Here is a 14,614-nt window from a genome sequence, read left to right as displayed (position 1 = left end):
AAACCACGGTTGGGTTTGCGGGTTGCGCTATGTGTTGGACTGCAAAAGCGGGTAGCTCCGAGTTCGCATTCCTGACTGACCGCGCCGCCGCGCGCGGCCAAGGTATCGGCATCGCAACAGAAGAGCCGATGCCATGCCCGCAATCCATGTATCCCGGCACCTGGTCGGCGCCGGCCTCCTGGCCGCAGCCTTGGCCAGCGGCTGCGCGACCACCACGGCGCCGCTCGCACCCGATGCCATCGAGGAAGTCTCGGCCGCGCCCGAACCCGAGGCGCCCGAGTACATCCCGGTCGTGCGCTACGGCCGCTACACCCTGGTCGAGTTGGCACCCACGGCGGCGCAGCGCGACCTGCTGTTGCAGACCATCGACGTGTCCATGCCCGAGGATGCCCGCGCCACGGTTGGCGACGGGCTGCGGCATGTGCTCAAGCGCAGCGGCTATGGCCTTTGCGAGACCGCGCATGCCGTGATCGAGCTGTACGCGCTGCCGTTGCCTGCGGCACATCTGCACCTCGGCCCTATGACCTTGCGCGATGCGCTACTCACCCTTGCCGGCCCGGCCTGGGACCTGCACGCCGATGACCGGACGCGACAGGTCTGCTTCGAGCGGCACGGCCGCGATGCAGATGCCGATCCGGTTCCCGAACCACTCGCCACCGAGGCGGTGCAGACGTTCCCGCTCGCGGGAGGTCAGCCATGAACAACGCACCACGGCCTTCCCAGCGCTCGACCGCCGCCGTGATCGTGCAGAGCCTGCTCTGGCTTTGGCTGATCGGCCTGAGCGTCTTCGTTGCCCTGAACCACCAGGCGATGAATGGCCTGGCCGACCAGGAACGGGTGGATTCCGGCCTGCAGCAGCTCGAAGCACAGGTGGTCGGGCTGACCGAGACCGTACAGCAGCGGCCGGCTACCGCAACCGCGGCGGAATTGCAGCACATCCGGCAGGCGCTGGAAGCCCGCATCGCGCAGGTTGAACAGGCGCTGGGCGGCCATGCCTCCAACGACGACCTTCAGGCCCTGCGCGCCGAGGTCGAGCAGGCCAAGGCTCGCCAAGCGACGGTTCGTGCCGCTGTGCCTGCGCAGCCGCGCTCACCAAGCAAGGCCGCCGCCAAACCTGAGCCTTTCCCGTTGCCGCTCCGCATCGTGGGTGCCGAACTGCGAGCCGGCCAGCGCAGCCTTTCCGTTGCACCAGCGACGGGCGAGTTCACTGCCGACCAGGTTCACGTGCTGCTGCCCGGCGATGCGGTCGGCCCGTGGCGCTTGCAGGCGATCGAGGGCAACACCGCCGTCTTCCAGGCCGGCGAGCAGACCCGCCGTTTGGCGATTCCCTGACGGAGACCGTCCCGCCATGAAGCCCTCGATCTTGCTCACCCTGTTCCTGCTGGCCGCAGCGCAGTTGCCCGTCTGGGCGCAGCAGCCCGCCACGGCCCAGTCCCGCAATGCCCAGAGCCAGGAGCGTCCCGTGATCGGCCGCATCCTGGACGACCGCGTGGCGAGCGACTGGGGACTGCAACCGCAGGAGTGGGCGCGCTACCGCGAACTGATGGAGGGGCCGCTGGGCATCTACTCGCCCAACCTGGACCCGCTTTCCGCGCTGGGCGTCGAGGCTCGCTCCGATGAAGAGCGGCGCCGCTACGCCGAAATGCAGGTGAAAGCCGAGGCAAGGCGCGTCGAGAAGTTGCTTGCCTACCAGCGCGCCTACGACGAAGCGTGGCAGCGCCTGAACCCCGGCATGCAGCGAGTGAACCTCCCCGATGATCTGCCGACCGCCGCAGGCGTGCGCGGCAGTAGCCGCACGGCGGTGTTCGTCAAGGACGGCTGCGCGGCCTGCGGGCAACTCGTGCAGCGCCTGCAATCCTCGGGCGCCGAGTTCGACCTCTACATGGTCGGCAGCCGCCAGGACGATGCGCGCATCCGCGACTGGGCCAAGCGCGCGAACGTCGATCCGGCGCGCGTGCGCGCCGGCAGCATCACGCTCAACCACGACGGCGGCCGCTGGCTGTCGCTGGGCCTGCCCGGCGATCTGCCCGCCGCCGTGCGCGAAGTGAATGGCCAATGGCAGCGCCAGCCGTAGCCATGCCCCTGCGCGCACTGGTGCTCACTGCCGGCCTGTATGCCGTTGCCGCCCTGGCCCAGGAGGTTCCGCCACCGGCTTACCAGCTTGCCGCCCAGCGCGCAGGCATCCCCTCGACCGTGCTCTACGCCGTGGCCTTGCAGGAGAGCGGCATCCGGCGCAACGGGCGCCTGGTGCCGTGGCCGTGGTCCCTCAACGTCGCCGGCCAGTCGCGCCGCTTCGCCACGCGCGCCGACGCCTGCGCTGACCTGCAGCAGGCGATGCGCGCCACGCCGCACACGCGCATTGATGCGGGCCTGGGCCAGATCAACCTCGGCTACCACAAGCACCGCTTTACCGGCGCGTGCGACCTGCTGGATCCGTATCGCAACCTGGCCGTTGCCGCCGAGATCCTGAAGGAGCAGCACACCCCCGGCGAGGACTGGCTGCTGGCGATCGGCCGCTACCACCGCCCCGCAGGCGGCGAGCCCGCCGCCCGCTATCGGCGCAGCGTGTCGCGCCACCTTGCCCGCGTGCAGGGCACGCGACCAGCCGCCGCGGTCCTCGCGGCGCGCCAGGAGACCTCCCCATGACGAAACCCCATCCCGCCCATCTCGCGTTCACGGGCCTGCTCATGCTGCTGTCAGGCCTGCCGCTGGCCTCGCGTGCCGGCGAGCCACTGATCGTTGTCGAGGACCGCGGCGGCACGTCGGCGCTGCCGTACTACGAAGCCCTGAACCTGCAGCCGCGCGCCAACGCACCGGCGCGGCCGCCCATCCCGACGCCCCGGGTTCCCGCCACGCCAGCGGACGAAGCCGCGATGCTGCCGGTGCGCAGCGCCAAGCTCACGCCCGGCACCGTCGCGCGACGGGTGATCGAAGCGCCCGGCCTGCGGCCGTTCGTGGTCATCGGCGACGACGAGGCTTCCCGGGCCTGGTTGCAGCGCCGCGCCGCCGCTTTGCGTGAACGCGGCGTGGTCGGCCTGGTGGTCAACGTCGAGACCGCGCAGGGCCTGGCGCGGCTGCGCGCCCTGGTGCCTGGCGTACCGCTCGCGCCCGTGGCCGGCGACGACCTGGCCGATCGCCTGGGCCTGCGGCACTACCCGGCGCTGATCACGGCCACCGGCATCGAGCAATGAAGCCATGTCAGGCAAACAGCCGGTCGAGGTTCTGCTACGCCCAGCGGTGGAGCTATACACCGTCGCGGCGTGTGCAGGCGCCGCGTTTCTGTGCCTGGTGGCCCCATGGTCGCTCGCGCTGAGCCCGGCCATGGGCATCGGCAGCGCCTTGGCGTTCGGCGCCTACGGCGCGATCCGCTACCGCGATGCCCGCATCATCCTGCGCTACCGGCGCAACATCCGCCGTCTGCCGCGGTACGTGATGACCAGCAAGGACGTGCCGGTCAGCCAGCAGCGCCTATTCGTGGGGCGCGGCTTTCTCTGGGAGCAGAAGCACACGCATCGGCTGATGCAGACGTACCGGCCCGAGTTCCGCCGCTACGTCGAGCCGACGCCGGCCTACCGCCTGGCCAGGCGCCTGGAGGAACGGCTGGAATTCGCGCCATTGCCGCTCTCGCGCCTGCCGAAGCTCACCGGCTGGGACGTGCCTTTCAACCCCGTGCGCCCGTTGCCGCCTGTCGGTGGCCTGCCGCGCCTGCACGGCATCGAACCCGACGAGGTGGATGTCAGCCTGCCGCTGGGCGAGCGCGTCGGCCACTCGCTGGTGCTGGGCACCACGCGGGTGGGCAAAACGCGCCTGGCCGAGTTGTTCGTCACGCAGGACATCCGCCGCAGGAATGCTGCCGGCGAGCATGAGGTCGTCATCGTCATCGATCCCAAGGGGGATGCCGATCTCTTGAAGCGGATGTACGTCGAAGACCAGCGCGCTGGCCGCGAAGGCGAGTTCTACGTCTTCCACTTGGGCTGGCCGGACATTTCGGCACGCTACAACGCGGTGGGCCGCTTCGGCCGCATCAGCGAAGTGGCGACCCGGGTGGCGGGGCAGCTCTCCGGCGAAGGCAACAGCGCGGCGTTCCGCGAGTTCGCATGGCGCTTCGTGAACATCATCGCCCGCGCCCTGGTGGAACTGGGGCAGCGCCCGGACTACATGCTGATCCAGCGCCACGTCATCAACATCGACGCGCTGTTCATCGAGTACGCCCAGCACTACTTCGCCAAGACGGAGCCCAAGGCCTGGGAGGTGATCGTCCAGATCGAGGCCAAGCTCAACGAGAAGAACATCCCAAGGAACATGATCGGGCGCGAGAAGCGCGTGGTGGCGCTGGAGCAGTACCTCTCCCAGGCGCGCAACTACGACCCGGTGCTCGACGGGCTGCGCTCGGCGGTCCGCTACGACAAGACCTACTTCGACAAGATCGTTGCATCGCTTCTGCCGCTGCTGGAAAAGCTCACCAGCGGCAAGATCGCCCAGCTCCTGGCGCCGAACTACTCCGACCTGGCCGACCCACGGCCGATCTTCGACTGGATGCAGGTGATCAGGAAGCGAGCCGTCGTCTATGTGGGCCTGGATGCGCTGTCCGATGCCGAGGTCGCCGCGGCGGTCGGCAATTCGATGTTCTCCGACCTGGTTTCGGTCGCAGGCCACATCTACAAGCACGGGATCGACGATGGACTGCCGGGTGCATCGGCTGGTGCGCGCGTGCCGATCAACGTGCATGCGGACGAGTTCAATGAATTGATGGGTGACGAGTTCATTCCGCTCATCAACAAGGGCGGTGGCGCGGGCCTGCAAGTCACCGCCTACACGCAAACGCTCTCGGACATCGAGGCCCGCATCGGCAATCGCGCGAAGGCCGGCCAAGTGATCGGGAATTTCAACAACCTGTTCATGTTGCGCGTGCGCGAGACGGCCACCGCGGAACTGCTGACGAGGCAGTTGCCGAAGGTCGAGGTCTATACGACTACCATCGTCTCGGGCGCGACGGACAGCTCAGACATCCGCGGCGCGACGGATTTCACGTCGAACACCCAGGACCGCATCAGCATGTCCAGCGTGCCGATGATCGAGCCGTCACACGTCGTCGGCCTGCCCAAGGGCCAGTGCTTCGCGCTGCTGCAGGGCGGCCAGCTTTGGAAGGTACGCATGCCGCTGCCGGCGCCGGACGCGGATGAAGTGATGCCGGCGGACCTGCAGCAACTGGCCGGGTACATGCGCCAGAGCTACAGCGAGGCCACGCAGTGGTGGGAGTTCACCAGCTCGTCGGCCTTGCAGGATCCGGCCTTGCCCGACGACCTGCTTGACGATGCCGCTGCGGCCGAGCCCGGCGCGGTGGCCACCGGCGCCGACGATGGCGCGGACAACGAGGCCGTGCCATGAAGGATGCCGCCTCGACCGCGCAGCGGGAGCAGAACAAACGCCAAGGCTTGATCGTCGGCACCATCACCTTACCGTTCCGGCTGCTCGGGGTGCTCATTGGCTCGCTGCTGTTCTCGATCGCGGTGGAGTGCGTCGGCATGCACCTGTTCTGGAAGGACCAGGGCTGGCGCCACTCCCAGCAGATGCTGCAGTACGAACTCGGGCACCTGTCCGACCACTTCACGCGCAGCGTGGTCGTGCAGGAGCCGGGGCGCACGGCGCACGAGCTGGTGGATACCGGGTACGAGTGGGTGTTCGTGCGCTCGGGGTTGCTGGAGCGCATGAGCCAGACCGCCGAGCGCGTCCGCTCGGCCAGCCACGGGCAGAGCCGCAACTTCCGCTACTACATCAGCCAAGTCTATGTCTGGGCCGAAAGCTACCTGATCGCTGCGGCCTTCACGACGCTCACCTTCCTGGTGCGCCTGCTGGTCCTGGTGCTCACGCTGCCCCTGATCCTCACGGCGGCATTCGTCGGCCTGATTGACGGCCTGGTGCGACGGGATGTGCGCCGGTTCGGCGCCGGCCGCGAATCCGGCTTCATCTACCACCGCGCGAAGGCCAGCCTGATGCCGTTGGCCGTGCTGCCTTGGGTCACCTATCTCGCTCTGCCCATATCGGTGCATCCTCTGGTCATCCTGCTGCCCAGCGCGGCGTTGCTGGGGATGGCAGTCAGCCTGACCGCAGGCAGCTTCAAGAAGTACTTATGAGGTGACACGGGCGGCACTGCTCTGCAAAGCCGTGTGCCGTTCATCGGTTCTGCAGGGTATCAAGAGCAGCATCCAACGCCGTAACCGCCTCGACGACCGTTCTTACCGTCGCCCGATCGAACTCATGATCGCGCTGAGCGTCGTGCACACCGCTATTGAGGTAACCCCATTCAATACTCGTACCGCTGACATTGAGCAGCCTGACCAACGCCCCTACGGCATCCGGCGCACCCGCATGTTGCGCCGCGATACGCTCGACGGCCGACCGCAACTTGGTGCATTTATTGTTCAGCTCCCAAGGCGCGCGGGGCCCGCTCAGCTTGATGTCGATCCGGCCGTCCGCCCGCCGACCCAGCCACGTCCACAGGCGGTCCGTCAGACTCTCCAGCGCCGGCCGGGCCTGGCGCAGTGCCTCGCGTTTCTCGTCAGCCGCCAACGCCTGCTGGGCCAGAAGAACATAGTTCTTCGCTGGCGGGTCGCTGTCGACCCGCAGTTCGTGCTCTCCCTGATGCGGGAGAAACTTGTAGCGCTTGATGGCCGCGGCGCGGCGCACGCCCAACTCCTGCTGGATGCGGTGCAGGAACTCCTCTGCGTGCGAGGTGAGGATAACCTGCTTGCCGTGGAGCAAACCGTCCTCGAAGAAGGTACGCCAGATGCCATCGCGATGGTCGTCGTCTATCGCATTGACGACGTCATCGAAGATGACCACGGGGCAGCCCTGCGCGAGGTTCTTGGCAAGCAGAATCGCCAGACCCAAGCATTTGATGTGCCCTTCGCTGAAGACGATCAACGCGTCGTAGCGCACGCCCGGCTCGCCGGCGAACTCCACCTCGATCTTGCCGTTCTCGGCCACGGGCAACCACAGCGCGTGCAGCAGATCGCCGGGCGGATCGGCCCGGTTGAATGCGTTGTAGAGATGGCGGGCTTGGTCTCCCAGCCCCTGTAGCAGAACCCCCGGCAGAGCGGTCAGGTATGCCTGAATCTCGGGTAGGAAGCCGTCGTAGGCGGCCTTGACCCGCTGATGGTGCACCACCACCGGCATTTCGTCCGTGGCCGCCTGGATTAGGCCGCGGTTCGCGTCGTCGAACTGGGCCACGGTTTGGCGGGCGGCCGCCAGCTCCTGATCCGCAGTCGTGCGCATGGTCCGCAGCCGTTCGATCTCCAGCTGATGCTGTTGCAGGCGGTCCCGCTCCTGGGCCATCGCGCCGCGCTGGGCATTCACGTCGCGCGCCTGCGCGTCGAAGCCTTCGATGATCTGTGCGATCCGTAAGAGGGCTTGCCAGGCGCGCTGGTCCCCATTCACCCAGCCGCCGAGCCAATTGCCCGCCGACGTGGGAGGCAGCAGTGGCAGGCCCGCGGCCTGCGATTCGGCAGGACAAGCGACCCCAGCCGCCGCCACCACGCGGCGCATTTCGTCCCACAGCGCTCGGACCGCCTCGCTCAACTGCGTCCGATGCCCGGCCTCTTGCTGCTGCAGGACGGCCAGTTGCGCGAGCTGCTCCAGGCCCATTCGCGCCCTGGCGAACGGGTCCTGCGCCACGGCGGCCAGTCCGGTTCCACATGCCGGACACGCGGTCGCCCCGTCCGCTAACGCTTGCACGGCCTCGTAGAGCTTCGCGTACGACACCTCGCCGGCGCGGGCCGCGAGTTGCGCGGAAGACGCTTGCCACAGTCCCTGGACGCGGTAGGCCTCTGCCAGCAACGCTTGCAGGCGGGCCTGGGTCACCTCGTGAATGGCAGGCGGGTTGGCGTCCAGCTGAGCCTGGACATACGGTAGCCGTCCTTGCTGCTGCGGCGTACCCAGCAGCCAGTCCACGCAGGTTTGATAGGTCGCGCCAGGTGACATGCGCTGCGCCAAAGCTTGTTCCAGGCCCTCGACCGCTGCGATCTTCTGCGGGTAGGCGGCGATGGTCTGTTCGGAGTTCGCCAACTGCAGGCGACGCTGCGCCAGCTGCGCCGCCTGCACGCCGGCAAGCATCAGGTCCTGATCGAGCGAGGGGTTGAAGCCGCGCACGAACTCGCTGAACTGGTCCACGCCGAACAGGGTGGCGATGAGCTGGCGCTGATCGCTCGGGGTCCGCGCGGCGATTCGGGCGAAATCGTCGAGGCGGTTCTTCTCGATGAAGCAGAAGCGATACTCAGCTTCGTCGGGCTGGACGGCCTGCGCTTCGCCCGCCGCCGTAGACGACAGGACTGGCGCGATGTGGCGGCGCAGGCGAGCGTTGTTGCAGTACGTCCGCTGGTCGACCCGCTTGGCCTGCGCTTCGCTGATCGAACCGAGCATCGCCACTTCCAAGGCTTCGCAGAAGCTGCTCTTGCCGGTGCCGTTGGCACCGTAGACCAAGGTGATGTCATGGCTGAGGTCGAACGTCTCCTGCCGCATGAATCCTCGAAACGGCCCGACTTCGAGCTGGTGCAGTCGCCCGAGCGCCGGCCCGTTTTCGGGGCCGCGCGCGTCCCCGTCGTAGGCGACAGGCATCTGCGCCAGATGCGCGATGGCCAGCGGCGCCAAGCGCGTGGAGCGCCCCCGGCGTGCAGCACCGACCTCGGCCAGTGGCTGCAGGTGATCGAGCACCAGGTGCGCCAGCCGGCGCACGTCGTCGTGCACGTGCCGCTGCGTCAAGTGCGCCAGGAACCGGTGGTACTCCGAACGTATGCTTGCCACAGCGACCCCTCACTTGGTCAACCACTGACCGTAAGCCTCCACATCGATCATGGGGACCGTTCCACTGAACTGAAGCTGCGCGATCAGCTTGAAAAGAAACGCGGTCGCCGGCTTGTTTTCGTTGGTGTAGCTGTACGCGCCGCTGGCTTGGTCATAGAAAAAGTGCCCGTGGGCGGCAACGCATCCGATGTCCAGACGCCCCTCGGTGAGGTTTGCATTCAGCGCCTTGTCCATGGATGGGCCCAATGCAGGACTCCATTCGCTCTCGAAGGTGAGCAAGCCACCCAGAATCGGAATCAACGGCTTCGCTGGGTAGGTCCCGCCAGCGTGCGGGATCGGCAGGCTCGTGCGGTGCAGCCTGCGCACACTGGCGACCTTCTCCTGGGCATAGGCCACAAGCCCCGCGTCAGCTGTCTGCTTGGCCTCGAACACGGCGTACACGCTTTCGGCTGGAATGATCGTCTCGTTCTCGTAGGTGAAGATAAAAGGCGAATATTGCCGATCAAACACCACCACATCGATCTGCTGGCTGAAGTTCCCCAGGCTGTCCACCACATGCGCCTTCGCCGCCTGGTACCGTTTGGGCAGATAGGTATCCAGCATGTCGATCCAGACATTCTCGCTCGCATCCCCCTTCGTACCCGGGTGACCGAAGGTCTTGCGTACTACGGACAAGCGCTGCTGGATGTCTTCATGCAGGGACGACAGGAGCTGGGAAAGCGACCACTGGGACATGCTGTACCTCGATGGGACGTGTATGGAAGCCGATGGAATCAGGACAGTGGGAACTTGGGGCCAAACAGTGCGCGCCAGGCGCGAAGCGCTTCGATATTGCGACCACGACGCGCGTGGTCGATGGCGATGCTTGCGTCCTGGCTCGCCTGGAACAGCAGCTGCTGCGCGCGCTGCTTGCGCGCGGCATCCATATCGTTGCTGATCGCCGGGCCAAGTCCGGCGGGATCCGGCCACTCGTCATGAACACGATCGGCAAGCGTGGCAAAGAACGACTGGATCTCGCGATCGAACGATCCTCCCCAGCCGCCGTAAAGACACTCAAGGGCCATTACCTCGATCAGGAACGAGGGCTTCACCGGCTTCTGATCGCCGTGCTTGGGATTGTTGTTCCAGTACTTCACCATGCGCACGAGACCTTTCCACTCATTGGCATAGGCTTGGTGCGCTGCGGTCGCCTTGTCCTTATGGATCTCCGGGTCCGTCTTGATCCACTTTCCGGACGCCGTATCGGGGATCTCATACTGGTCGCAGGTGTCGAATGCGGGCACCGCATCCACGCTGACCACCCGGTAGTCCGTGTTGTCCTCCGCGTCGATGTGAACACCGAAATCCACGTTGATCGAGCGCGCCTGTTTGCGCACGGCCGCCGAACCGTATTTCTCCACCAATGCAGAGTGGAAATCATCCAGCACTACCGATGCGGCCTTGCCGTGGTAATGCTTCTCCGAGTCCTTCAGCACGAAGAAGATGTCGATATCCTTGAGCGGCTTCGTCTTCGTGTATCGAGCATAGGACCCGGTCAGGAAGCTGCGCGCAATGCCGAACTTGGTCTGCAGGTAGTCCCGCCCTTCGTTCTGACGTTGCGAGGCATTCTTCTGTTCGCGTTCGTTGAGTTCCAGACGCGACTTGAACTTGCGAAAAGCTTCATCGATCGACAGCATCAGCGTTGCCTCCAATATCCGGCCTGACCCGCCAGGCCGCTGTGTTCGACAGTCGAGCCTAGGCTCTGCTTGACCATTCCATCCGTCGAGCGATAACTTCCTTTGCTCCACCCCTCCACATCAGGCCGCCCTGGCTTTGTATCGAGCATTAACTTGTACTTGGCCTGCGATGGCAGCAGCCCAGCTTTCTTGATCGCGTACTTCAACTGCTCGGTATCTGTCCAGAAGCTGCCGTCGCCATCGGACCACCCATACACGATGTCGATATCCCATCGGGTCACGAGTTTGTCGGCTGCCGGGTTGTAGATCTCCAGAATCACCTTGCGCAGATCACCGGTCCCGAGCCACGTCTTGATGGCTCGGGTATTGCTCTCCCAGCGATCCGCGAAGTGCTCGGGGTCCAGCCCACTGAGCAGGATGATGTCTTTCAAGCTCTTGAGGATGTTGTCGGTCACATAGGTAACCGAGTGCGTGTACGAGTAGGTGGCGACGGTGCTCATGACTTGAGGAAACCTCCGAGGTCGAGCGACAGCGCTTGCCCAGCATCGGCCTGCGCCTGCGTGGCAATTCCTTGGCTCAAGTCCCGTGCAATGATGCGAGAACTGTGCTTTTTGAGCGCGGTTTGCACCCAGCCGAGCTGCTCCTTCGGACACGGCAGCGAGACTCCCCAGTCTCCCTTCAACGGCTCGAACCCCAAGACATCTTCGTTGGCATCATCACCATCGATCGCGTCTTCGTCGAAGAGGCAGTAGATCCTGGTCCGTGGTCCATCGCATGTCGCAACGATGGGCGCGCTCTTGGGTGCCTGGTCGGCGATCAAGCTGGCGGCCACGCCCGCCACGGCCCTGAGTTCAGAGCGAGCCGTGCCGTCCTTGCCCTGAGTGAGCAGTTCGACAATGGCATCCCACGTCTGCAACGCATCGCGGTGCGGCGAGCTGCGAAACGTCCGGCTGACAACGGTGGTCATTTTTGCTTCCCTCCTTGAAGGCGCATTTGCTTTGCCTGTCGTATCGCACTGCGCAGGTGCTCTACGGAAAGCTTGTTCGGATCGATAGCCACTTGCGGGTCGGCCGCGAGGGCGTTGGCTACGACCTTGCGAATGGCCCGACCATCCAATCCGACGCACTCGCCAGCGCACGCGTCGAACTGGTGAGCCGAGGAAAGCTTGCCAATCCCCGGAAATGTCTTTGCCAGGCCATTCAGGCAGTCCACCAGGATCTGCTTGCAGGCATCCTTGCCTGGCAGTGGCACCTCCATCACCATGTCGCAACGAGATAGGAAGGCACTGTCGACGGCCTGTGGGAAGTTGCTGGTGGCCACGAACAGCAGATGCGGGTTGCGTTCGGCCAACATGTCCAACTGCACCAACACCGCGTCGGTGGCCCGGTGCACATCAACCGGGTTGGCTTCCAGGCTGAGCTTGGCTCGATCAGCCGCAAGCGTTTCGACCTCGTCCAGAAGGACGATCGTCGGGCCCGCCGCTGCGGATTCTGCGATCGATTGCGAGAACAGGTCTGCCACGGCGCGTTGAGTCTTTCCCATTGCAGAGCTCGTCAGCGTGTGAGGCTCCACTTCCAGCAATCGAAACTTCGCAGAAGAAAAAGATTCGGCCACACGATGCGCCAAGCCCCGTGCCAAGGAGGTCTTCCCAGTCCCCGGCGGGCCGACCAACAAGATCACGCCGTGCAGGGGGAGTACCGTGCGCTCCACCTTGGGGCGCACCGTGAAGTTGACGATCGCTTGTGACAGCAACTGTTTTTTGATGGCTTCGTCCATCACGATCGAATCCCACAAGTCACCCAGCGACTTATCCGGCAGCTTCCAGCTTCGATGGATGCCTTTCGGCAAAGTGGCGTCTGATGAAGGATTCTTGGTCATCCGTGGCTCTCGGCGGGTCAGAGAATGGTGCGATAGGTCGCCAGCACCTTGGTCGTTTGCACAAGGCCTTGGCGCAGCAGGATTTCGAGATAGCGGTCCACATCGATCGGCGGATGCTTGAGTTGGGCACGCTGGCGCTGCGCAGCCGACACTACGGCGGCCGCATCCAGATCCAGCAGGTTGTCCACAAACTCATCGGGGTGCTGCGATTCGATGCCGTACGGAGCCAGCAGATCGTTCGGGAAATCACGTTCGTTGAACGTCACAATCACGCTCGCACCGCAGCGAATCGCCGCAGCCAGGACGTGCCGATCGTTCGGATCGGGTAATGTCAGGCCTGCCACGAGCGCTTCGTAGCCCTCCACCAAGCCGTCCGGAATGGCCCTGTCCATGAGATCCGACGTCCTGTCGACCTGAACCCGGGTGAGATCGGGGCGGTTGATCAACAGATTGCGTTTCCACTCCTCATGAATGGCTTGGCTCCACCGCGCCCGGAAGCGGCCAGACAGGCCGAGCCACATCAGGAAATCCCGCAGTGGCGCGGGATATAGAACGCACGCGTCGTAGACGGCGGTGAATGGGGAATGCCTCATTCGTATCCCATTCCCAACTCTTGCGACTGCTGAGCGAGTTCGGCCATCGCCTGCTCACTGGCGCGCTCGCGCGCTTCCTTGTACTGCATCAGATCGGCGAACCTCACCCTGCGGTGCTTGCCGGTGCGATGAAATGCCAACACCCCATCTTCTAGCAGCTTGACGAAATGGGGACGGGACACGTTGAGCAAGTCCGCCGCCTCTTGGGTCGTCAGCTCTGCATGGACGGGCACCACCTTTACTGCATTGCCATCGGCCAACTCGGCCAGGATGTCGACCAGCAGGCGTAAAGCCGAGGTAGGCAGTTCCACCTGATGAGCCTGTTTGTGGTCATCAAAGATCTGGATGTGCTGCGTCTCGAACTGGGTTGCGAGGTAAGCCGCCAAGGCACGTTGACCCTGGACGGCTGCCTTAACCTCTCCCGCGGCGGGAAGGGTCATCTTGGATTGGGCAGTGGCGGTGGTCATGGGTAGCTCCTAAGCGAAAACGGTTGCAGAGCCGATCATATTCGAAACACTCGAAAAACGCAATAATCGAAACTCGACCCGGGCTTTTGTAGGTTCGCTCGCGGTATGCCCAATCCGGTCGTCCGCCAGTTCCTATTGTTTGCGGCCTAAAACAGCCCTGATCTCCACGATCACCCCATTGCTGATCACACAGGAATGGCGCGATGGTGGCTTCGATCTGGCTGCGCGCCGCGCATCGCGGCGTGCCCACTTTTCTCGTGACGGCCCTCCTGCTGGGTCTGTCCCAGATGGCCTTGGCCGAGTCTCCGGCACAGCGCCAGAAGCTGGTCGCCGCACTGCGCCAGCTCGACGCGCTGGAGCGCACCGTCGCGGACAGCGCCGCGCATGCCCCCATCCAGCCGGGCGAGCGCTACCACTTCGACTACCCGCGGCTGCTGGCTGACCTGGCGCGCGTTCGCGCCGGCATCCAGTTTCACCTGACGCCATCGCGCGCTCAGCCGCGCGACCCCTCCGAACTGGCCGGCGACTACCGCACCGAGCGGGCGGCCGAGCCGCTGCCGGCGACGACTGCGGGGGGCAAGCAATGAACGGCGCCCAGGTCTCGGCATTTCAAGCCAACAGCGGCATCGCGCCTTCCGCAATGGCGACCGTCCTGGTCGGCGTCGTGTTCGCGGTCCTGCTCGTGTGGGGCGTCTGGGCCATCCGAACGGCCTACGTGGGGTGGTCCGAGAGCCGCCTCAACCAGCGCCAGTTCCTCGGCGTCTGCATCCGCTTCGTCGCGATGTACCTCGTCCTGAGTTTCTTCCTTCTGTCCTGACCTGAAAGGCCCGACCATGCACAACCGCAACCTCACTTCCCGTTTTGCCCAGCGCGCCGCCGTGGCCCTGGGCGCCGCCGCGCTGCCCGCGCTGTCGTTCGCGCAAGGTCTGCCGCAATTGGAGAACCCCACGCGCGGCACCGGCAACGGCATCATGGAGACCATCCGCAACTACGGCTACGACATCATCATGCTCGTGGCCCTGCTGGTGGTGGCGTCGATGTTCATCGGCGTCTGCTACCACGCCTACGGGACCTACGCGGAGATCCACACCGGCCGCAAGACGTGGGGCCAGTTCGGCCTCACGGTCGCCATCGGCGCCGTGCTGCTGGTGATCGGCATCTGGCTGCTCACCGAAGCTACCGGCATCCTGTAAGCGAGGCC

Annotated in this window: 18 protein-coding genes; 10 read left to right on the top strand and 8 right to left on the bottom strand. The window is 65.1% G+C overall.

The window, feature by feature from the left end; all coding sequences use genetic code 11:
- The first annotated feature begins 133 nt into the window (after nucleotides 1–133).
- From K2L43_RS06565 to K2L43_RS06535, 7 genes are read left to right on the top strand one after another with little or no spacing between them, the layout of a single operon-like run.
- Nucleotides 134–700 (top strand): PilL N-terminal domain-containing protein, encoded by a 567-nt coding sequence (locus K2L43_RS06565; RefSeq protein WP_011804682.1) that lies wholly within the window; start codon nucleotides 134–136, stop codon nucleotides 698–700.
- Nucleotides 697–1,332, top strand: a complete 636-nt coding sequence (locus K2L43_RS06560) for a hypothetical protein (protein ID WP_011804681.1) — start codon at nucleotides 697–699, stop codon at nucleotides 1,330–1,332. Before K2L43_RS06565 ends, K2L43_RS06560 begins: the two co-directional genes overlap by 4 nt.
- Before the next feature lie 16 nt (nucleotides 1,333–1,348).
- Nucleotides 1,349–2,074, top strand: a complete 726-nt coding sequence (locus K2L43_RS06555) for a TIGR03759 family integrating conjugative element protein (protein ID WP_011804680.1) — start codon at nucleotides 1,349–1,351, stop codon at nucleotides 2,072–2,074.
- Entirely contained in the window at nucleotides 2,056–2,646 is a 591-nt protein-coding gene (locus K2L43_RS06550; RefSeq protein ID WP_196995168.1) for a transglycosylase SLT domain-containing protein, read from the top strand. The genes K2L43_RS06555 and K2L43_RS06550 overlap by 19 nt, the downstream gene beginning before the upstream one ends.
- Nucleotides 2,643–3,191, top strand: a complete 549-nt coding sequence (locus K2L43_RS06545) for an integrating conjugative element protein (RefSeq protein ID WP_196995167.1) — start codon at nucleotides 2,643–2,645, stop codon at nucleotides 3,189–3,191. Before K2L43_RS06550 ends, K2L43_RS06545 begins: the two co-directional genes overlap by 4 nt.
- A gap of 4 nt (nucleotides 3,192–3,195) precedes the next feature.
- On the top strand, nucleotides 3,196–5,388 hold the full coding sequence (gene traD, locus K2L43_RS06540) for a type IV conjugative transfer system coupling protein TraD (protein WP_220638724.1): 2,193 nt from the start codon (nucleotides 3,196–3,198) through the stop codon (nucleotides 5,386–5,388).
- Nucleotides 5,385–6,134 carry a TIGR03747 family integrating conjugative element membrane protein gene (locus K2L43_RS06535; protein WP_023108453.1) on the top strand — a complete coding sequence of 250 codons (750 nt, stop codon included), beginning with the start codon at nucleotides 5,385–5,387 and terminating at the stop codon, nucleotides 6,132–6,134. The genes traD and K2L43_RS06535 overlap by 4 nt, the downstream gene beginning before the upstream one ends.
- Before the next feature lie 40 nt (nucleotides 6,135–6,174).
- Here the strand turns inward: K2L43_RS06535 and K2L43_RS06530 are convergent, their stop codons facing one another.
- From K2L43_RS06530 to K2L43_RS06495, 8 genes are read right to left on the bottom strand one after another with little or no spacing between them, the layout of a single operon-like run.
- A complete protein-coding gene (locus K2L43_RS06530) occupies nucleotides 6,175–8,799 on the bottom strand; it encodes an AAA family ATPase (RefSeq protein ID WP_011804675.1) in 2,625 nt (874 codons plus the stop codon).
- A gap of 9 nt (nucleotides 8,800–8,808) precedes the next feature.
- Nucleotides 8,809–9,534: a CBASS effector endonuclease NucC gene (gene nucC / locus K2L43_RS06525; RefSeq protein WP_003050273.1), complete on the bottom strand. Its 726-nt coding sequence runs from the start codon at nucleotides 9,532–9,534 to the stop codon at nucleotides 8,809–8,811.
- Nucleotides 9,535–9,572: 38 nt separating this feature from the next.
- A complete protein-coding gene (locus K2L43_RS06520) occupies nucleotides 9,573–10,475 on the bottom strand; it encodes a CBASS oligonucleotide cyclase (protein WP_220638723.1) in 903 nt (300 codons plus the stop codon).
- Nucleotides 10,475–10,975, bottom strand: a complete 501-nt coding sequence (gene cap7, locus K2L43_RS06515) for a type III CBASS phage resistance system CD-NTase-associated protein Cap7 (protein ID WP_011804673.1) — start codon at nucleotides 10,973–10,975, stop codon at nucleotides 10,475–10,477. The genes K2L43_RS06520 and cap7 overlap by 1 nt, the downstream gene beginning before the upstream one ends.
- Complete coding sequence (gene cap8, locus K2L43_RS06510; RefSeq protein ID WP_011804672.1) at nucleotides 10,972–11,442, bottom strand: type III CBASS phage resistance system CD-NTase-associated protein Cap8; 471 nt, start codon at nucleotides 11,440–11,442, stop codon at nucleotides 10,972–10,974. The genes cap7 and cap8 overlap by 4 nt, the downstream gene beginning before the upstream one ends.
- Complete coding sequence (locus K2L43_RS06505; RefSeq protein WP_003050256.1) at nucleotides 11,439–12,353, bottom strand: AAA family ATPase; 915 nt, start codon at nucleotides 12,351–12,353, stop codon at nucleotides 11,439–11,441. The genes cap8 and K2L43_RS06505 overlap by 4 nt, the downstream gene beginning before the upstream one ends.
- Nucleotides 12,354–12,370: 17 nt before the next feature.
- Complete coding sequence (locus K2L43_RS06500) at nucleotides 12,371–12,946, bottom strand: PIN domain-containing protein (RefSeq protein ID WP_003153636.1); 576 nt, start codon at nucleotides 12,944–12,946, stop codon at nucleotides 12,371–12,373.
- Nucleotides 12,943–13,413, bottom strand: a complete 471-nt coding sequence (locus K2L43_RS06495; RefSeq protein ID WP_003050245.1) for a helix-turn-helix domain-containing protein — start codon at nucleotides 13,411–13,413, stop codon at nucleotides 12,943–12,945. The genes K2L43_RS06500 and K2L43_RS06495 overlap by 4 nt, the downstream gene beginning before the upstream one ends.
- Nucleotides 13,414–13,616: 203 nt before the next feature.
- Between K2L43_RS06495 and K2L43_RS06490 the strand changes: the two genes are divergently transcribed.
- The 3 genes from K2L43_RS06490 to K2L43_RS06480 are packed head-to-tail and all read left to right on the top strand — an operon-like array spanning nucleotide 13,617 to nucleotide 14,606.
- Entirely contained in the window at nucleotides 13,617–14,000 is a 384-nt protein-coding gene (locus tag K2L43_RS06490) for an RAQPRD family integrative conjugative element protein (RefSeq protein ID WP_011804671.1), read from the top strand.
- A complete protein-coding gene (locus K2L43_RS06485; RefSeq protein ID WP_003050225.1) occupies nucleotides 13,997–14,230 on the top strand; it encodes a TIGR03758 family integrating conjugative element protein in 234 nt (77 codons plus the stop codon). The genes K2L43_RS06490 and K2L43_RS06485 overlap by 4 nt, the downstream gene beginning before the upstream one ends.
- Before the next feature lie 16 nt (nucleotides 14,231–14,246).
- Complete coding sequence (locus K2L43_RS06480; protein ID WP_003090173.1) at nucleotides 14,247–14,606, top strand: TIGR03745 family integrating conjugative element membrane protein; 360 nt, start codon at nucleotides 14,247–14,249, stop codon at nucleotides 14,604–14,606.
- Nucleotides 14,607–14,614 lie beyond the last annotated feature (8 nt).

This window comes from Diaphorobacter sp. MNS-0 (assembly GCF_019602835.1).
Taxonomy (GTDB): Bacteria; Pseudomonadota; Gammaproteobacteria; order Burkholderiales; family Burkholderiaceae_C; genus Diaphorobacter; species Diaphorobacter nitroreducens.
This window is presented reverse-complemented; position numbering and strand designations above follow the sequence as displayed.